The sequence below is a fragment of the Pseudomonas sp. MF08817 genome, from assembly GCF_059862705.1.
Genome location: NZ_JCBCUY010000019.1, coordinates 58,697 through 75,630 on the forward strand (window position 1 = coordinate 58,697; position 16,934 = coordinate 75,630).

17 protein-coding genes are annotated in these 16,934 nt (G+C 66.5%); 3 read left to right on the top strand and 14 right to left on the bottom strand.

All coding sequences use genetic code 11. From position 1 onward, the window contains the following. Nucleotides 1-12 precede the first annotated feature (12 nt). The 9 genes from AC19YR_RS13655 to AC19YR_RS13695 form a co-directional block, all read right to left on the bottom strand. Nucleotides 13-1,011 (bottom strand): glutathione S-transferase family protein, encoded by a 999-nt coding sequence (locus AC19YR_RS13655; RefSeq protein ID WP_500598828.1) that lies wholly within the window; start codon nt 1,009-1,011, stop codon nt 13-15. Nucleotides 1,012-1,098: 87 nt separating this feature from the next. Continuing rightward, the gene (locus AC19YR_RS13660; protein WP_500598830.1) at nt 1,099-2,100 is read right to left on the bottom strand and encodes a glycosyl transferase family protein; all 1,002 of its coding nucleotides are present in this window, start codon (nt 2,098-2,100) and stop codon (nt 1,099-1,101) included. Next, on the bottom strand, nt 2,097-2,432 hold the full coding sequence (locus AC19YR_RS13665; RefSeq protein ID WP_095109927.1) for a TusE/DsrC/DsvC family sulfur relay protein: 336 nt from the start codon (nt 2,430-2,432) through the stop codon (nt 2,097-2,099). The genes AC19YR_RS13660 and AC19YR_RS13665 overlap by 4 nt, the downstream gene beginning before the upstream one ends. After that, complete coding sequence (gene tusB, locus AC19YR_RS13670; RefSeq protein WP_500598832.1) at nt 2,429-2,722, bottom strand: sulfurtransferase complex subunit TusB; 294 nt, start codon at nt 2,720-2,722, stop codon at nt 2,429-2,431. The genes AC19YR_RS13665 and tusB overlap by 4 nt, the downstream gene beginning before the upstream one ends. After that, nucleotides 2,722-3,078, bottom strand: coding sequence for a sulfurtransferase complex subunit TusC (gene tusC, locus AC19YR_RS13675; protein WP_500598833.1), 357 nt, complete (start codon nt 3,076-3,078; stop codon nt 2,722-2,724). The genes tusB and tusC overlap by 1 nt, the downstream gene beginning before the upstream one ends. Before the next feature lie 3 nt (nt 3,079-3,081). Continuing rightward, on the bottom strand, nt 3,082-3,471 hold the full coding sequence (gene tusD / locus AC19YR_RS13680; RefSeq protein ID WP_095109924.1) for a sulfurtransferase complex subunit TusD: 390 nt from the start codon (nt 3,469-3,471) through the stop codon (nt 3,082-3,084). Between the two features lie 64 nt (nt 3,472-3,535). Further along, nucleotides 3,536-4,240 carry a YoaK family protein gene (locus AC19YR_RS13685; RefSeq protein WP_095109923.1) on the bottom strand — a complete coding sequence of 235 codons (705 nt, stop codon included), beginning with the start codon at nt 4,238-4,240 and terminating at the stop codon, nt 3,536-3,538. 28 nt (nt 4,241-4,268) lie between these two features. Further along, entirely contained in the window at nt 4,269-4,598 is a 330-nt protein-coding gene (locus AC19YR_RS13690; RefSeq protein ID WP_095109922.1) for a DUF6388 family protein, read from the bottom strand. Nucleotides 4,599-4,740: 142 nt separating this feature from the next. Further along, nucleotides 4,741-6,378 (bottom strand): MFS transporter, encoded by a 1,638-nt coding sequence (locus tag AC19YR_RS13695; RefSeq protein ID WP_500598836.1) that lies wholly within the window; start codon nt 6,376-6,378, stop codon nt 4,741-4,743. A 102-nt stretch (nt 6,379-6,480) separates the two neighbouring features. Between AC19YR_RS13695 and AC19YR_RS13700 the strand changes: the two genes are divergently transcribed. The 3 genes from AC19YR_RS13700 (at nt 6,481) to AC19YR_RS13710 (ending at nt 9,228) form a co-directional block, all read left to right on the top strand. After that, nucleotides 6,481-7,365: a LysR family transcriptional regulator gene (locus AC19YR_RS13700; RefSeq protein WP_500598838.1), complete on the top strand. Its 885-nt coding sequence runs from the start codon at nt 6,481-6,483 to the stop codon at nt 7,363-7,365. A gap of 219 nt (nt 7,366-7,584) precedes the next feature. Next, nucleotides 7,585-7,974, top strand: coding sequence for a RidA family protein (locus tag AC19YR_RS13705; RefSeq protein WP_095109919.1), 390 nt, complete (start codon nt 7,585-7,587; stop codon nt 7,972-7,974). Nucleotides 7,975-8,016: 42 nt separating this feature from the next. Continuing rightward, a complete protein-coding gene (locus AC19YR_RS13710) occupies nt 8,017-9,228 on the top strand; it encodes an amino acid deaminase (protein WP_500598840.1) in 1,212 nt (403 codons plus the stop codon). A gap of 367 nt (nt 9,229-9,595) precedes the next feature. Here AC19YR_RS13710 and AC19YR_RS13715 read toward each other — a convergent pair whose 3' ends face one another. The 5 genes from AC19YR_RS13715 to AC19YR_RS13735 all read right to left on the bottom strand — a co-directional run bounded on the left by AC19YR_RS13715 (nt 9,596) and on the right by AC19YR_RS13735 (nt 16,873). After that, nucleotides 9,596-9,871 (bottom strand): peptidylprolyl isomerase, encoded by a 276-nt coding sequence (locus AC19YR_RS13715; RefSeq protein ID WP_007932676.1) that lies wholly within the window; start codon nt 9,869-9,871, stop codon nt 9,596-9,598. Nucleotides 9,872-9,923: 52 nt separating this feature from the next. Next, nucleotides 9,924-12,458 carry a PAS domain-containing hybrid sensor histidine kinase/response regulator family protein gene (locus AC19YR_RS13720; RefSeq protein WP_500598844.1) on the bottom strand — a complete coding sequence of 845 codons (2,535 nt, stop codon included), beginning with the start codon at nt 12,456-12,458 and terminating at the stop codon, nt 9,924-9,926. A gap of 220 nt (nt 12,459-12,678) precedes the next feature. Continuing rightward, nucleotides 12,679-14,634, bottom strand: coding sequence for an acetoacetate--CoA ligase (locus AC19YR_RS13725; protein WP_500598846.1), 1,956 nt, complete (start codon nt 14,632-14,634; stop codon nt 12,679-12,681). A gap of 66 nt (nt 14,635-14,700) precedes the next feature. Then, entirely contained in the window at nt 14,701-15,474 is a 774-nt protein-coding gene (locus AC19YR_RS13730) for a 3-hydroxybutyrate dehydrogenase (protein ID WP_095109915.1), read from the bottom strand. A gap of 7 nt (nt 15,475-15,481) precedes the next feature. Then, nucleotides 15,482-16,873, bottom strand: coding sequence for a GntP family permease (locus AC19YR_RS13735; RefSeq protein WP_095109914.1), 1,392 nt, complete (start codon nt 16,871-16,873; stop codon nt 15,482-15,484). Nucleotides 16,874-16,934: the final 61 nt, after the last annotated feature.

The following is a 16,934-nucleotide window of genomic DNA, read 5'->3' on the forward strand; positions in this document are numbered from 1 at the left end:
CCCGCGGGCTTGCTACGCCTGCCAAACCCCTTTGCCCTCCAGCCGCTGCCGATCATGGGCCGCATCAAGCCCCAGGGCCGGGCCCTTGGGCACGATGCCCGTGGGGTTGATGGTGCGGTGGCTGGCGTAGTAATGGCGCTTGATGTGGTCCAAATGCACCGTCTCGCCAATCCCCGGCCATTGGTACAACTCCCGTAGCCAGTTCGATAGGTTCGGATAGTCGGCCAGGCGCCGCAGGTTGCACTTGAAGTGGCCGTGGTACACCGCGTCGAAACGGATCAGCGTGGTGAACAGGCGAATGTCCGCTTCCGTCAGGTAGTGCCCCGCCAAGTAGCGTTTTTCCCCCAGTAACTGCTCCAGATGTCCAAGCTCGGCGAACACCTCGTCGAAGGCCTGTTCATAGGCCTGCTGTGATGTGGCGAACCCGGCGCGGTACACGCCGTTGTTGATCGCCGGGTAGATGCGCTCGTTGAGGGCGTCGATGCTGTTGCGCAGCGGCGCGGGGTAGAAGTCCAGGGTATTGCCGGTGATGCCATCGAAGGCACTGTTGAACATGCGGATGATGTCTGCCGATTCGTTGTTGACGATGCGCCCCTGGCGGGTGTCCCACAGCACCGGCACCGTGACCCGGCCGCTGTAGTCGGCGGTATCGGCGGTGTAGCGCTGGTGCAGGAAGTCGAAGCCGTCGAGTGCGTCGCCGGTGCTGCCCAGGGTTTTGTCGAAGGTCCAGCCGTTTTCTAGCATCAGCCAACTGACCACGGACACCTCGATCAGGCTTTCCAGGCCCTTGAGCTTGCGCAGGATCAGCGTGCGGTGGGCCCAGGGGCAGGCCAGGGACACATACAGGTGATAGCGCCCGGCTTCGGCGGCAAAGCCGCCTTCACCGCTGGGGCCGGGCCGGCCATCGGCGGTCAGCCAGTGGCGGCGCTGTGCCTGTTCGCGCTGGAAGGCGCCGTCCTGGCCGCTTTTGTACCACTGGTCGCGCCATTGCCCTTCGATCAACAAGCCCATTGCACTGTCCTCGGCCTAAATAGAGTGGGCCCAGTCTATGCCGATGGTTTCGAACAAAAAGCGCAAAGGGTGGGCGGTAATGATCGATTAAATGGATCGATCCCGTGCGTCCCAATACTGCTGCGCGGTGCTGAACGCCTGCTCGCGATCCTGGCCCAGGCCACGCAAGGCCAGGGCCATGGTGGCGATCAGCGCCAGTTGCGGGTAGCTGTCCTCGACGTCGCCGCGCCATAACGCCTTGAGGTGCTGCGGGTCGAGGGACGCCGGTTTGACGTGGCGCTGGGCCGACAGCTGTGGCCATTGCTCATCCCAGCTCACGCCGCCACAGGTGCCGTACAAATGGCTGTCGGCGTCGGGGTTGATCTCGATCTCGCCGCCGTCGCCCTTGATGACCAGGCTGGTGTCCCCCAGCAAACCGCTGGCGTCGCGGTGCACGCCTTGGTAGCCGGGGTGGAAGATGCTTTGCAGGCCGCAGCGCGCGCCGAGGGGGTTAAGGATGCGCGCCAGGGAATGGATCGGCGAACGCAAGCCCAGGGTGTTGCGCAAGTCGATCATCCGTTGCAACTGCGGCGCCCAGTCCACCAGGGGGAAGAACGCCAGGTTGCCGTGCTCCAGGGCTGCGCCCACTTGCTGCCAGTCGCGGCACAGGGGGATGTGTAGGAAGTCGAGCAATTGCTCGCTGTACAGGCGCCCGGCGGTGTGGGCGCCGCCGCCGTGCATCAGGATGCGCACGCCGTTTTGCGCCAGGCACTTGGCCGCCAGCAAATACCAGGGCAGGTGGCGCTTTTTGCCGGCGTAGGTCGGCCAGTCCAGGTCCACGCTCAGCGCCGGGGCGTTGAGGCGTGCGCGCAGGGCTTCGGTGAAACCGGCCAGCTCCTCGGGGCTTTCTTCCTTGTGGCGCAACAGCATCAGGAAGGCGCCGAGTTGGGTGTCCTCGACCTTGCCGTCGAGCAGCAGGCCCATGGCCTCGCGGGCCTCCTCGCGGGTGAGGTTGCGCGCACCGCGCTTGCCTTTGCCCAGGATACGTACGAATTCGGCGAAGGGATGCTCGGCCGGGGTTTCAAGGGTCAGGGCGGGGAAATCGTTCATAGGCAATTGGTCGGCTTGGGCAGGCCCGCCAGCTTGGCGGCGAGTTTGGCGGGAGTGCCATTGAACAGGCGGTTGAGGTGCAGGCTATTGCCCTTGGCCGGGCCCAGTTTCAGGGCCGCGTACTTGATGAGCGGGCGGGTAGCGGGCGAGAGCTGGAACTGGCTATAGAAATCGCGCAGCAGGTCGAGGATTTCCCAATGCTCAGCCGTCAGCTCGATGCCCTCGGCGGTGGCCAGGGCGCTGGCCACTGATGGCGACCAGTCGTTGCGGTCGGCGAGGTAGCCGTCCTTGTCCAGGGCGATGGGGCGGGCGTCGACAATCAGGTCAGTCATAGCCAAGTGTTGACCTTGTCGTGGGCGATCGACAACTGCACGAACCCTGGGTAATCCACGCCAGTGATCCACGCCGGCAACTCCACGGCGCGGGCCTGAGCGTCTTCAAGCAGAACGAAGCGCGGGCTGTTCAGCGCCTGCAAGGCGTTGCACGGCGCGGTGCCCGGTTGCAGGGCGTGCACCGCGTCACCGCACAGCAGCACGCCATCGGCGGCGCCCAGCAGGCGCAGGCAACTGCTGAAGCGGCCATCGGTAAAGGGCGAATGAGACAACACATGCAAAGTCGACATCAGAGGGTTATCACCTGGTCGTAGGAATCGAAGAGGCCGCGGATCTGCTCGGCGTTCAGCGCTTGCAGGCCTTCCAGGCTCCAGTTGTGCAGGCCGCGTTCGGCGGCGCTGGTGCGGCACAGGTAAACCTCTTCCACGCCGAACAGCTCCAGGGCTTGCAGGTTGGCGCTGAGGTCTTTTTGTTCGAGGGCGCGGGCCTCTTGCCCGGTGGCGACCTGGAACACGCCGTCATCGAGAAACAGCAGGCCGATGGGCAGGCCAAAGGCGCCACCGGCAAGGACGATATCCAGGGCTTCACGGGCACCGGGGCCGGACCACGGCGCCTGGCGGCTGACAATCAACAGGGATTTGGCCACGGTTCAGGCGCCTCCAAAACAGATCAGGCGATCGGCGCTCTGCGCCGCGTCATGCAACTGGCCCAGGCCCGACAGCACCCAGGGCGCCTCCACCGTGGCCGTGCGGTTGTAGCGCAGGGCTTCTTCTGCATTGAGCGCACCACGGCGCAGGGCGGCGGCGATGCACACCACGGCGTCGAGTTGGTGTTCTTCGACCAACTCGCGCCATTGCCGCGCCAGGTCCGGTTCGTCCTGGGGCGTGACCAGGCTGCTGGCGGCGTTGTACACGCCGTCCTGGTAGAAAAACAGGCGGGTGATCTGGTGCCCGCCCTCGATCACGGCCCGGGCAAACAGCAGGGCGCGGCGCGAAGAAGGCGCGTGGGCGGCGCTAAACACAGCAATGGCGAATTTCATGACGGACTCGATGGCAAAACTGCGGCCATGATAATGCTTTCTCGACGGCCTCGCGAAAGCGCGTTCAGCGCGGCATATAGCCCAGTTGCCAGCGCCGCGGAATTTTCAGGCACACCAGCCCCAGCGCCGCGGCCAGCAAGCCGCTGACATACAGGGCCTGGAACCCCAGGCGATGCTCCAGCATCGCGCCCAGCACCGCACCGACAAACATCCCGGCCCACGGGATCAACTGCACGCGCCAGCCGTTGCGCTGCTCGCCCAGCATCCAGCGCCCCAGGCCACGGCCAAAGCGCGACAGGGCGCCGGTAACGTAGGTCAGGCCTACCGGCAGGCCGTTGACCTGCTCCACGGCGGCATTGAGCATGCCCATGGCGATGATCGCCGCCAGCAACGCTGGCAATTGCGTGGCAAACGGCCAAGCCGCCGCGCCACACAGCAAGGTGGCGATGCACAACAGCAACGGCAGCGCCCGGCGCCCGCCGAGCCGGCCGACCACGATGCCCAGGGCATTGCCGGCGACGAAGGCCGCGACCACGATCATTAGGCGCAGGGTCAGGCCCAGGTCGCCTTCGCTGATGGCCACCGCCAGGCGCGTGGTGTTGCCGCTCATGAACGACACGAAATCGCCGGTGGCCATGAAACCAATGGCATCGGTCATGCCCGCCAACACGCTCAGGGCCGCCACCAGGCTCAGGCCAATGCGCCCGCGCAGCTTTTGCAGGCGCAGCAGGCCGGGGTGGGTGCGTAGTGGGGTGGGTGAAGGCAGCATTAGCACGCGCTCGAAAGGGCAGAAAGGCTCATTGTTCCAGACCGTACAAGCGCCGGTACTGATCCCACTCAATGCCGGCCATCTGCGCCGACTCGCGGTGCACCTCCAGGCGTTGCGCAAGGTACTGCGCGGGGCTGGCGGCGGTGAGCTTGAGGGTCAATTCCCAGGCAAACAGGCCCTGGGCCTGGGCTTCGGCCTCGAATGCAGCGTGCAGGTGCTCCTGGCGAAACTGCTCCAGGCTTTCCCGGCGCGCCTGGGCCGCCAAGGGGTTGAGCTGGGCCAACTCCAGGCCCAGGGCCGGGCGCTCGGCGAGAAAACGCTGCAAGGCCAAGGCATGACGATCGGTGGGTGCAACCATGGGCGCTCCTTTGTGGCGCGGGAAATACGCGGCCGGCCCTGACTTGGTAGCACGAACTGTAGCCAGCCGCCAGGGTGTGGCGCCGTTGCAACGGTATTGCGCATCCTTTGTAGGAAAACGGCTGGCCGGCGATAGCGCTGGTTCAGGCAGAACCTTTGTGGAAGGTGCCGGCCTCATCGCGAGCAGGCTCGCACCCACTGCGGCAATTGGTTTGCTGCTGGGGAATGGGATGGCGCATCAAGGTGCCCACCACCCAGGCGCCCAGCAGGGCGAGGAGGCCGGCGACGGTGAGCACGCGGCTGAAGCCGCCGACAAAGGCCTGACGCGCCAGGGGCTCGACGCTGGCGCGGGCGGTGTCGGGCAGGGTGCTGAGGGCGGCGTTCATGTCGCCGGCCACCACCCGCGAGGCGATCTCCTGCACCTGGCCCAGCCATTGCCCGGCCTGTGCGCTGAGGCTGGCGTGGAGCAACTGCTCGGTGTGGCTGGCGAGCAGGGCGCCGAACACGCCGATGGCCAGCATGATGGCGCTAAAGCGCATGGTGGTGCTCATGCCTGAGGCCATGCCGGCGCGGTCGCGGGGCACGCAGGCCATGATGTTTTTCTGTGTGTCGCCATTGAGCAGCCCCGCGCCGGCGCCGGTCACCGCGATCGCCAGGGCGAAACCCAGGTAGCCGCCGGCCTGGGTCGCCCAAGCGCTCAGCAAGTTGCCCAGGCCCACCAGGGTCAGGCCCGCCGCCATCAGGGTGGCCGGGGCGTAGCGGCTGGCCAGGCGCACGCCGATGCGCGGGCAGATCAGCATGGTCAGGGCGAACGGCAGCATGCCCAGCCCTGAAGCGATGGCGCTGAAGCCCAAGCCGTTTTGTAGGTAAAACGGCAGCAGGGTCATCATCACCTGGGCGCAACCGGCGTAGGCAAACATCCCGAGCAGGGCGCCGATAAAGCGCGGGTGCTTGAACAGCTGCAAATCCACCATGGGCCGCCGTTGCAGGCGTTCGATCACCACGAACAGCCCCAGCAACGCCACGCCGCCGAGCAGGCGCGCATAGGTCAAGGGGCTGTCCCAGCCGATGCGGTTGGCTTCGATCAGGCCCCAGATCAAACACAGCAAACTGGCGCTGAAGGCCAGGCTGCCCCAGGGGTCCAGGCGTGCGGCCTGGGAATCGCGGGACTCCGGCACGGCGCGCCAGACCATCGCCATCAGCAGCAGGCCCACGGGCAGGTTGAGGTAGAAGATCCAGCGCCAGCCGAGGAACTCGGTGACCAGCCCGCCCACCGTGGGCGCGGCGGTCATCGCCACGCCCATGCACGCGCCCCAGAAGGCCCAGGCCTTGGCCCGCTCGACCTCGTCGTGGAAGGTATGGCCAATGGAGGCCAGGGCCGAGGTCAGCAGCAGCGCCGCGCCAACGCCCTTGATGGCGCGGGCGATGTCTAGGAACAGCGCGCTGGGCGCCGCGCCGCAGCCCATGGAGGCGAGGATGAAAATACTCAGGCCCCAGAGCAGGGTTTTCTGCCGGCCAAAGCGGTCGGCGATGCTCCCGGCGGGCAGCAGCAGCGCGGCGAAGGCGAGCATGTAGGCACTCACCACCCATTCGATATCGGCGAAGTTCGCCCCCAAGTCCCGGGCAATACTCGGCAATGTCACCGCAACGATATTGGTGTCGAGCACGATCAACGAACACACCCCGGACGCGGTGAGCAGGGTCAGGCGCGGGCTCACGGGTTTTTTGATTGCCTGCTGGGCAATGCCCTCTGGGGCGGGTTGCTCGGGTTTGACGGCCATGGCCTGTGATCTCTATGGTGGCGGTCGGGCCAGCTTAACGCGGTGCTACTGGCACTTCGTTAGCTGGCCGCGAGCCTTTCATTACCTTTGAGCTAATGCCCCATGGAAATCCGCCACTTCCGCTATTTCCTCGCTGTCGCCCGCCAGCGCAATTTCACCCGCGCCGCCGAGCAACTGGGCATCGCGCCGCCGACCCTGACCCGGCAGATCCAGGACATGGAGCACGCCCTGGGCACGCGCCTGTTCCTGCGCCAGCAGCGCCAAGTCAGCCTGACCGAGGCCGGGGCGACGCTGCTGATCGAGGCCGAGGCCACGGTGCGCCAGTTCGAGCTGGCCCAGCGCAACGCCCAGCGTGCCGGGCGCGGTGAAATCGGCCACATCGAGTTGGGCTACGTGGCGTCGGCGGTGTACTCGGGGCTGTTGCAAAAACAGGTGCAGGCCTTCAGCCACGCCTGCCCGGACGTCAGCCTCAGCGTGCGCGAAAGCGCCATGGCGGCGTTGCCGGGGCGGGTGGCCGAGGGGCGTTTCGATATTGGCTACATCCGTTCGCCCATGACCCTGCCCGAAGGTCTGGAGGCTGTGCGGCTGGACAGCGAAGGCTTTGTCCTGGCCCTGAGCGCCGATTCCTGGCTGTGCCGCCTGGCGCAGATCAACGCCGAGCATTTGCAGGCGCAGACCTTCATCCTTCCCGAACAGGTCAGCGGCACCTTGCAGGTCGCCGCCCAGGGCGGTTTCGCCCCGCGCCTGGGGCCGCAACCGGGTGGGCTGGTGGCGGTGATCGCCCTGGTGTCATTGGGCCAGGGCGTGGCCGTGGTGCCGGCCTCGGCGGTGGGCCATGTCAGCCTGCCCAACGTGGTCTACCGGCCCATCGCGGACAGCCCGGCCAGTTCCTGGCTGTCGCTGATCCACCGGCGCTTTGAAAAGGCTCCGGCGGTGGTGCGCTATATCGAACAGGTGCGTAGCGCCGGCCAGGGTGCAACCGGGTAGCGCTTGAGTGCGCGCGCCTTCGAGGGCAGGGCCTGCTCCCACCGTTGAGCGGTGGTGTGGGTGTGTTCCCTCTGTGGGAGCGAGCCTGCTCGCGATGGCGGCATTCCGGCTGCCGGTCTGCCCCGGCCCCACAGGTTGGCCAGCACGGGTGCCTCTATTGTGGCGGCGCCGAGTGCTAGGCTTGGCGCTGTTTTCCCGCTAAGCCAAGGAGCAACCGATATGAGCATTACCCGTTACGGCACCGGCAGCACCGCCGGTGGTGGCCAGCCCCGGCCTTTTGCCCGGGCGGTGGAGGCCGATGGCTGGTTGTATGTGTCGGGCCAGGTGCCGGCCCTTGATGGCGAGATCATCAACGGCGGGATCGTCGAGCAAACCCACCAGGCCATGCGCAACCTGATCGCCATTCTCCACGAGGCCGGTTATGGCCTCGAAGACGTGGTGCGCACCGGCGTGTGGCTGGACGACCCGCGGGACTTCTGGAGCTTCAACAAAGTCTTCGCCGAATATTTCAGCAGCGAGCACGCGCCGGCCCGGGCCTGCGTGCAGGCGAGCATGATGGTCGACTGCAAGGTGGAGATCGACTGCGTGGCCTACAAGAAAAAAGCCTGAACCCTCAGTGCCGCCGATCACCTCGACCCCTGGAGCCGGACCATGCCCGTCCCTTTGAACCTGCCCGCCGTAGAAAAAGGCGCCGCCCCGTGCGGTGCCAGCCTGTTGCACGATGTCAGCCTGCCCGCGCTGGTGCTCAACGGCGCCGCGCTGGCGCACAACCTGCACTGGATGCAAGCCTTTGCCCGTGCCAGCGGCGCCGAGTTGGCGCCCCACGGCAAAACCACCATGATGCCGGCGCTGTTTGCCCGGCAACTGGCCGCCGGCGCCTGGGGCATCACCCTGGCCACCGCGGTGCAGACCCGCGCCGCCTACGCCCATGGCGTGCGTCGGGTGTTGATGGCCAACCAGTTGGTGGGCGCGGCCAATATGGCGTTGATTGCCCAGTTGCTCGCCGACCCGACCTTCGAGTTCCACTGCCTGGTGGATCACCCGGACAACGTCGCCGATCTGGCGGCGTTCTTCGGGGAGCGGGGGCTGCGCCTGAATGTGATGATCGAGTACGGCGTGGTCGGTGGGCGCTGTGGCTGTCGCAGTGAGCAAGAGGTGCTCGACCTGGCCCGCGCCATCGGGGCCCGGCCGGCGCTGGCCTTGACCGGCATCGAGGGCTACGAAGGGGTGATCCACGGCGAGCATGCCAGCAGCGGTATCCGTGAGTTCGCCGCGTCCCTGGTGCGCCTGGCGGTGGATTTGCAGGCTGAGGGCGCCTTTGCCCTGGCCCGGCCGATCGTCACCGCGTCCGGTTCGGCTTGGTACGACTTGGTCGCCGAGGCCTTCGCCAGCCGCAATGCCAGCGGGCGCTTTCTCAGCGTGCTACGCCCCGGCAGTTACGTGGCCCATGACCACGGCATCTACAAGGACGCCCAGTGCGGGGTGCTGGAGCGCCGCGCCGACCTGCACGAAGGCCTGCGCCCGGCCCTGGAGGTCTGGGCCCATGTGCAGTCGCTGCCCGAGCCGGGCCTGGCCGTGGTGGCCCTGGGCAAGCGCGACGTGGCCTACGACGCCGGGCTGCCGGTGCCGTTGCGCGGCTATCGCGCCGGGGCAACGGTGGCGGGGGATGTGGCGGGTTGCCGGGTTACGGCGGTGATGGAGCAGCATGCCTTCATGACGCTGGCCCCAGGCCTTGAGTTGCGCATCGGCGACATCATCGCCTTCGGCACCTCGCACCCGTGCCTGAGCTTCGACAAATGGCGGGTAGGGTTGCTGGTGGACGAGCAGTGGCGGGTGGTGGAGTGCCTGGAGACGTGTTTCTAGCTCGCGGCAACTCTCAGCGCGCGACTCGGCGGTTGTGCAGGGTGCTTTTTGTGGGAGCAACGGTCTTCGTTCGTCACCGCCATCGCGAGCAGGCTCCCACAGTTGAACTGCGGGGCGGGTGGGATTTTCATTTTTCCACTGTGGGAGCGAGCCTGCTCGCGATGGCGGTCTTGAAATTGCCATCGCGAGTAGGGCTCCCACAGAGGGAACGCACATCCCACCCACACCACCGCTCAACGGTGGGAGCGGGCCCTGCCCGCGATGAGGCCGGTACAGCCGATGGCCCTCTAGCGCTTGCAATGGCGCTATCGCGGGCAGGCTCGCTCCCACACAGGCCAGCTCCCCCATAAGCCTGCCCGCGGTGGGTTCAGTCGCGGTAGAACACCTGCACCAGGTGATAGCCGAATTTGCTCTTGATCGGCCCATGCACGGTGCGCAGGGGCTTTTTGAAGATCACTTGGTCGATGGCGCCGACCATTTGCCCTGGGCGCACTTCGCCCAGGTCGCCGCCGCGTTTGCCGGAGGGGCAGGTGGAATACTTTTTGGCCAGCACGTCAAAGGCTTCGCCCTTGGCGATGCGCTGTTTGAGTTGTTCGGCTTCTTCGGCGGTTTTGACCAGGATATGGCGGGCTTGGGCTTTCATCGGGCAGTGACCTTGACGCGGGAATGGCAGCGGGGCGCGATTATGCCGCAAATCACTGGGGCTGGCCGATCATGCGGCGAATTTTGATGGCCAGCAGGTCGATGGAAAACGGCTTGGTCACCAGGTCCATGCCTTCGTCGAGAAAGCCCTGGCGTTCGGCGGCTTTCTCGGCGTAACCGGTCATGAATAGCACCTTGAGCCCGGGCCGGTGCTGGCGGGCGATTTCCGCCAGTTGCCGGCCGTTCATACCCGGCAGGCCCACGTCGGTCACCAGCAAATCCACCCGCAACTCGGACTCCAGCAGCGCCAAGGCGCCGGGGGCGTCCACCGCTTCATGGGCGCTGTAGCCCAATTCGCTCAACACATCGAGCACCAGCATGCGCACCGCAGGGTCGTCCTCCACCACTACCACCGACTCGCCGGCGCGGGCGCAGGGCGCCTGGGCGCTGCCCATCAGGGCTTCTTCCAGCGGCGCGGCATTGTGCAGGCGCGGCAGGTACAGGCGCACGCAGGTGCCCAGGCCCGGTTGGCTGCTCAGGGTGACGTGGCCACCCGACTGCTGGGCGAAGCCGTAGATCATCGACAACCCCAGCCCCGTGCCCTGGCCGATGGGTTTGGTGGTGAAGAACGGGTCGAAGGCCTTGGCCAGCACCCGTGGGCTCATGCCGGCGCCGTTGTCGCTGACGGCGAGCATCACGTAATCCCCGGCCTTGACCGGTTCCAGGGTGCTGATGTCGGTGCCGTCGAGGTAGCTGTTGGCGGTTTCGATCAGCAGTTCGCCGCCGTCGGGCATGGCGTCGCGGGCGTTGATGACCAAGTTGAGCAGTGCGTTTTCCAGTTGCCCGGCGTCGGTGTTTACCGGCCAGACGTTGTCGCTCAGTTGCACCTTGAAGCGGATGTGTTCGCCCTTGGTGCGCAAAAACAGCTCTTCGAGCGAGCGCACCAGGGTGTTGGGGTCCAGGGGTTGGCGGTTCAGCGACTGGCGACGGGAGAACGCCAGCAGGCGATGGGTCAGGGCCGCCGCGCGCTTGGCCGAGGTCACGGCGGCTTCGGTGAAACGGTCGATCTCATCGGCGCGCCCGTCGGCGATGTAGCGCTGCATCAGGTCCAGGCTGCCGATGATGCCGGTGAGCATGTTGTTGAAGTCATGGGCGATGCCGCCGGTGAGTTGGCCCACCGCTTCCATTTTTTGCGCATGGCGCAGGGCATCCTCGACGCGCTCGCGCTCGAACATCTCGTTTTGCAGGCGCTGGTTGGCGTCGGCCAGTTCGCGGGTGCGCTCGGCGACCCGTTCTTCCAGGGTTTCGTTGAGGTTGCGCAGGGCCGCTTCGGTCTGTTTGCGCTCGGTGTCGTCGATCACAAAGATGTAGAAGCCGTTGACCGCCCCGTCCGCGCCCAGGCGCGGCAAGTACTTCATCAACGCGTGGCGCAGGCGCCCGTCGCGGTGCCGGGAGGTGGCCTCGAAGCTGCACGGCTTGCCCGCCAGGGCCTGGGCGATGTGGGCGTGGCGTTCCTGGTAGTCGGCATCGCCCATCACCTCGCGGATGCTCTTGCCGTACAACTCTTGAGGTGTGAGGCCGAACCAGTCCAAGTAGGCGCTGTTGTTCAGGCGAAAGCACTCTTGCTGGTCGACGTAGCCGATCAACACCGGCATGGCGTTGATAATCAGCTGCAACTCGGTCTGGCTCTGGCGCAGGGCCTGTTCGATCTGCTTGCGGTCGGTGAGGTCCAGGGCCGCGCCGAGAAAACGCAGCGGCCGACCGTGGTGGTCCTTGTAGCAGCGCCCGCGGGCAAACACCCAGCGCAGGCTGCCGTCGGCCAGCAGCAAGCGGTATTCCTCGGCGTACTCGGTGCTGTGGGTGATGCAGTGCTTGATGCTGCGGGCAATCATGCCGCGGTCTTCGGGGTGCACGCCGCTCAGGTAGGCGCTGATGGGCAACTCGCCGGCCTGGGTCGGGTCCACGCCGTGCAGGGTGGCGAAATGGCTGTCGGCGATGAAGCGGTCTTCGCGGATGTCCCAGTCCCAGGTGCCCACGGCGTCGGTGGCGGCCAGGGCCAGGCGCAGGCGCTCTTCCGATTCCTGGCGGGCCTGTAGGTTGGCCTCGGAGCGTTTTTTCAGCTCCAGGGCCACGCGCCGGCGTTCGTTGGTTTCGATGGCGGTGACGAGGATACCCGCCACGTGCCCGCGTTCGTCGCGGATCGGGCTGTAGGTGAGGTCCAGCCACAGGTCGCTTTGGCCGTCGTCGTGTTGCAGGTTGAAGTATTGCTCGCTGTAAGTGCGTACCTGGCCTTGCAGCACGGCGTCGTAGATGGGCGCGGTGAAGTCCTTGATCGCGGGCCACACCTGGTGGGTGGGCTGGCCGAAGGCGTGGGGGTGCTTGTTGCCGGCCAGCAGGGCGAAGCCGTCGTTGTAGAGCTGGGTCAGTTGCGGGCCCCAGAGCAGCAGCATGGGCATGGGCGAGTGGATCACGATATCCACCGCCGTGCGCAGGCTCTGCGGCCACGCCGCTGCGGCGCCCAGGGGGCTGGCGGCCCAGTCCAGGCGTGAGATCAGGGCTTGGGCTTCGTTGGTGGCGGCGGTGGTCATCGGCAAGGTCCTGAGGCTGAGGCGCGATTGTGCGGCGCCCGGGCGTGGGGCACAACGCCTGGCGGTGGTGGGGCAACCAGGTGGCGGGGCAATGGCCCCTGTGGGAGCGAGCCTGCTCGCGATGCGACCGGTACAGCCAAGACCGCCATCGCGAGCAGGCTCGCTCCCACACACTCGTCCCCCACAGGTGCCTAAGGGCCGCCCAGCAGCCCCGGCCGGGCTACTCGCGTAACTGCGGGCGGTCGCGGAACTCGTCCAGGGCTTGCGGGTTGGCCAGGGCGTCGGTGTTTTTCACGGGCAAGCCATGGACCGCGTTGCGCACCGCCAGTTCGACCATTTTTCCGCTGAGGGTGCGGGGGATGTCGTTGACCGCGAGGATTTTCGCCGGCACGTGGCGCGGTGTGGTGTTGGCGCGGATGACCTGGCGGATGTGTTGCTCCAGCGCCGCGTCCAGCGCCACGCCCGCGTGCAGGCGCACAAACAGCACCACCCGCACGTCGCCTTGCCACTGCTGGCCGATGGCGATGCTTTCCAGCACCTGGGGGACTTTATCCACCTGGCGGTAGATTTCCGCGGTGCCGATGCGCACGCCGCCGGGGTTGAGTACCGCGTCGCTGCGGCCATGGATCAGCATGCCGCCGTGGGCCAGTTCCTCGGCGTAGTCGCCCTGGGCCCAGACCCCGGGGAACTGGCTGAAGTAGGCGGCGCGCAACTGCTCGCCGCTGGGGTCGTGCCACAGGCCAATGGGCATGGCCGGGAAGTGGCGGGTGCACACCAGTTCGCCCTTTTCGCCGACCACCGGTTGCCCGGCCGCGTTCCACACCTGCACCGCCATGCCCAGGCTCTTGCCCTGGATCTCGCCACGGCGCACTGCTTGCCAGGGGTTGCCGGCGACAAAGCAGGAGACGATATCGGTGCCGCCGGACATCGACGCCAGGCACAGGTCGGCCTTGATCTGCTCGTAAACGTAGTCGTAGCTGTGCGGCGACAGGGCCGAGCCGGTACACAGGAGCGTCCTCAGGCTGCCCAGGTTGTGGCTGTGGCGCGGTTGCAGGCCTTCGGCCTGCAGGCTCGCCAGGTACTTGGGGCTGGTGCCGAACACGCTGATGGCCTCGGCATCGATCAGGTCCAGCAGGCGCTCGGGCTGGGGGTGGAACGGCGAGCCGTCGTACAGCACCACGCGGCTGCCCACCGCCAGGGCCGAGACCAGCCAGTTCCACATCATCCAGCCGCAGGTGGTGTAGTAGAACAGGCCGTCGTCGCGGCCCAGGTCGGTGTGCAGGCCGTGTTCCTTGAGGTGCTGCAACAGCACGCCGCCGGTGCTGTGGATGATGCATTTGGGCACGCCGGTGGTGCCGCTCGAATACAAAATGTACAGCGGGTGGGCGAACGGCACCGCGACGAACTCAGGCTCGCCGCCGCTGTGGTAGAAGTCCGCCCACAGCGCCACGCGGGCCTGGGTGCGGTAATCCTCGACCCGCGCCTCGGGGCGGGCGTAAGGCACGATCAGCAACTGTTCGAGGGACGGCAGGCGTTGCAGGATTTCGTTGATCTTGGCGCTTTGGTCGAGGTTTTTACCGGCGTAGCGGTAGCCGGCGCAGGTGATAAGCACCTTGGGTTCGATCTGGCCGAAGCGGTCGATCACGTCTTGGGTGCCGAAGTCGGGCGATGAGCAGGACCAGATCGCCCCCAGGCTGGTGGTGGCGAGCATGGCCACCAGGGTTTGCCAGGTGTTGGGCATGCACGCCGCCACCCGGTCGCCCAGGCCCACGCCCGCTGCGCGCAGGCTTTTTTGCAGGCCGGCGACCTGCTCGGCGAGTTCGCGGTAGCTCAGGGTTTCGCGCTGGCCGTCTTCGCCGAGGGCAACCACCGCCGTGTGGGTGTCGCGGCGGCGCAGCAGGTGTTCGGCAAAGTTCAGGGTGGCCCCGGGGAACCACTGGGCGTCGGGCATCTGCGGGCCTTCGCGCAGCACGGCGTGGGGCGCGGCGTGCCACTGGACGTCGAAGAAATCGACGATGGCCTGCCAGAACTCGGCGCGCTGGTCGATGCTCCACTGGTGCAGGCTGGGGTAGTCGCGCAGGGCGATGCCGTGGCGGTCATGGAGCAGGCGCGCAAAGGCGTGCAGGCGGGAGGCGCGGATGCGCTCGGCGCTGGGTTGCCAAAGGATGTCGGACATAGAGGCCTCTTATTGTTGTGTGCAGCCAGCGGGCCAGCCCGCTGGCTACGACGGCAGCGACGGGCCTTACTGGGCCAACCACCCGCCATCGATGTTCCACGCCGCGCCGCGCACTTGGCTGCCGGCGTCGCTGCATAAAAACAGTACCAGCTCCCCCAGTTGCGAGGGCGTGACGAACGCCAGGGACGGTTGTTTCTCGGCCAGCAGGTCGTGCTGGGCCTGTTGCGGGTCGATGCCGCTGGCAATGCGCTCATCGATCTGTTTTTGCACCAGGGGCGTGAGCACCCAGCCGGGGCAGATGGCGTTGCAGGTGACGTTGCTGGTGGCGGTTTCCAGGCCCACCACTTTGGTCAGGCCGATGACCCCGTGCTTGGCCGCCACGTAAGCGGCCTTGCCCACCGAGCCGACTTGGCCATGCACCGAGGCGATGTTGATGATCCGCCCCCAGCCCTTGGCTTTCATCCCCGGCAAGCTCAAGCGGGTGCTGTGGAATACCGCGGACAGGTTGATGGCGATGATCGCGTCCCAGCGTTCGGCGGGGAACGCCTCCACCGCCGCCACGTGCTGGATGCCGGCGTTGTTGACCAGGATGTCGACACCGCCGAACTCGCGCTCGGCATAGGCGAGCATGTCGGCGATCTGCGCCGGGTCGCTGACGTCGGCGCCGTGGTGGCCGACCCGCCCGCCATAGTGCTCGACCTGGGCGATTACCGCCGAGGCGTCGCCGAAGCCGTTGAGGATCAGGTTGGCGCCGGCCTTGGCCAGGCTCAGGGCAATGCCCAGGCCGATGCCGCTGGTGGAGCCGGTGACCAGGGCGGTTTTGCCGTTCAATGTTTTCATGGGTGCCTCACACAATGCCGGTGGCATAGAAAGTAGCGATCACCACGAACACCGCAAGGGTCTTGATGAGCGTGATGCCGAAAATGTCCTTGTAGGCCTCGCGGTGGGTCAGCCCGGTCACGGCCAGCAGGGTAATCACCGCGCCGTTGTGGGGCAGGGTGTCCATGCCGCCGCTGGCCATGGAGGCGACGCGGTGCAGCACTTCCAAGGGGATGTTGGCCGCGTTGGCCGCCGCGATGAAGCTCTCGGACATGGCCGCCAGGGCAATGCTCATGCCGCCGGAAGCCGAGCCGGTGATGCCGGCCAGCAAGGTCACGGTAATGGCTTCGTTGACCAGCGGGTTGGGGATGCCCTTGAGCCAATCGGCCAGCACTAGGAACCCCGGCAACGAGGCGATCACCGCACCGAAGCCGTACTCGGACGCGGTGTTCATCGCCGCCAGCAGCGCGCCGCTGACCGCGCTTTTGCTGCCCTCGGCCAGTTTGCTGCGGATGGCACTGAAGCCGAACACCAGGACCATGATGATGCCCACCAGCAACGCGGCCTGGACTGCCCAGATCGCGGTGAGCTTGGCGATTTCGGTCTGCACCGGCACGCTCATGCCCGGCAGGCTGAGGCTGTGGGTCTTGCCGTACCACTGCGGGATCCAGTGGGTGAACAGCAGGTTCATCACCCCCACCAGCAGCAGCGGCGACAGCGCAACCCAGGGGTTGGGCAGCTTGATGTCTTCGGCGGTTTCCGGCTCGTTGCGCAGCTCGGTGCCGTAGCCTTCGCCGGCCCGTTGCGCTTTGTTGCGCTGGCGCGCCAGGTAGAGCATGCCGGCGCAGAACACGAAGATCGTGCCGATCAGCCCCAGCCAAGGCGCGGCCCAGGCCGTGGTGTTGAAGAAGGTGCTGGGGATGATGTTCTGGATCTGTGGCGTGCCGGGCAGGGCGTCCATGGTGAAGGAAAACGCGCCCAGGGCGATGGTGGCCGGGATCAGCCGCTTGGGGATGTTGCTCTGGCGGAACATCTCTGCGGCGAACGGGTACACCGCGAACACCACCACGAACAGCGACACGCCGCCGTAGGTCAGCAAGGCGCAGACCAGCACGATCACCAGCATGGCCTGGCGGGTGCCCAGCAGGCGGATCGCGGCGGCGACGATGGAGCGCGAGAACCCGGACAGCTCAATCAGCTTGCCGAACACCGCGCCCAGCAGGAACACCGGGAAGTACAGCTTGATGAAACCGACCATTTTTTCCATGAACACCCCGGTGAACGCGGGCGCGACGGCGGAAGGGTCCGTGAGCAACACGGCACCGAGGGCGGCAATGGGGGCGAAGAGGATGACGCTGTAGCCACGGTAGGCCGCCAGCATCAGCAGCGCGAGCGCGGCCAGGGCAATAATCACACTCATGGTGTGTCTCCATCGGATTGTTATTTTTGTGGGGTGCAACGGGTGTAGGAAAAATCCTTAG

Bases quoted from the DNA above. Each gene is read 5' to 3' on its own strand.
- AC19YR_RS13655 (WP_500598828.1), bottom strand. From the start codon at position 1,011: ATGGGCTTGTTGATCGAAGGGCAATGGCGCGACCAGTGGTACAAAAGC.
- AC19YR_RS13660 (WP_500598830.1), bottom strand. From the start codon at position 2,100: ATGAACGATTTCCCCGCCCTGACCCTTGAAACCCCGGCCGAGCATCCC.
- AC19YR_RS13665 (WP_095109927.1), bottom strand. From the start codon at position 2,432: ATGACTGACCTGATTGTCGACGCCCGCCCCATCGCCCTGGACAAGGAC.
- tusB (WP_500598832.1), bottom strand. From the start codon at position 2,722: ATGTCGACTTTGCATGTGTTGTCTCATTCGCCCTTTACCGATGGCCGC.
- tusD (WP_095109924.1), bottom strand. From the start codon at position 3,471: ATGAAATTCGCCATTGCTGTGTTTAGCGCCGCCCACGCGCCTTCTTCG.
- AC19YR_RS13685 (WP_095109923.1), bottom strand. From the start codon at position 4,240: ATGCTGCCTTCACCCACCCCACTACGCACCCACCCCGGCCTGCTGCGC.
- AC19YR_RS13690 (WP_095109922.1), bottom strand. From the start codon at position 4,598: ATGGTTGCACCCACCGATCGTCATGCCTTGGCCTTGCAGCGTTTTCTC.
- AC19YR_RS13695 (WP_500598836.1), bottom strand. From the start codon at position 6,378: ATGGCCGTCAAACCCGAGCAACCCGCCCCAGAGGGCATTGCCCAGCAG.
- AC19YR_RS13700 (WP_500598838.1), top strand. From the start codon at position 6,481: ATGGAAATCCGCCACTTCCGCTATTTCCTCGCTGTCGCCCGCCAGCGC.
- AC19YR_RS13705 (WP_095109919.1), top strand. From the start codon at position 7,585: ATGAGCATTACCCGTTACGGCACCGGCAGCACCGCCGGTGGTGGCCAG.
- AC19YR_RS13710 (WP_500598840.1), top strand. From the start codon at position 8,017: ATGCCCGTCCCTTTGAACCTGCCCGCCGTAGAAAAAGGCGCCGCCCCG.
- AC19YR_RS13715 (WP_007932676.1), bottom strand. From the start codon at position 9,871: ATGAAAGCCCAAGCCCGCCATATCCTGGTCAAAACCGCCGAAGAAGCC.
- AC19YR_RS13720 (WP_500598844.1), bottom strand. From the start codon at position 12,458: ATGACCACCGCCGCCACCAACGAAGCCCAAGCCCTGATCTCACGCCTG.
- AC19YR_RS13725 (WP_500598846.1), bottom strand. From the start codon at position 14,634: ATGTCCGACATCCTTTGGCAACCCAGCGCCGAGCGCATCCGCGCCTCC.
- AC19YR_RS13730 (WP_095109915.1), bottom strand. From the start codon at position 15,474: ATGAAAACATTGAACGGCAAAACCGCCCTGGTCACCGGCTCCACCAGC.
- AC19YR_RS13735 (WP_095109914.1), bottom strand. From the start codon at position 16,873: ATGAGTGTGATTATTGCCCTGGCCGCGCTCGCGCTGCTGATGCTGGCG.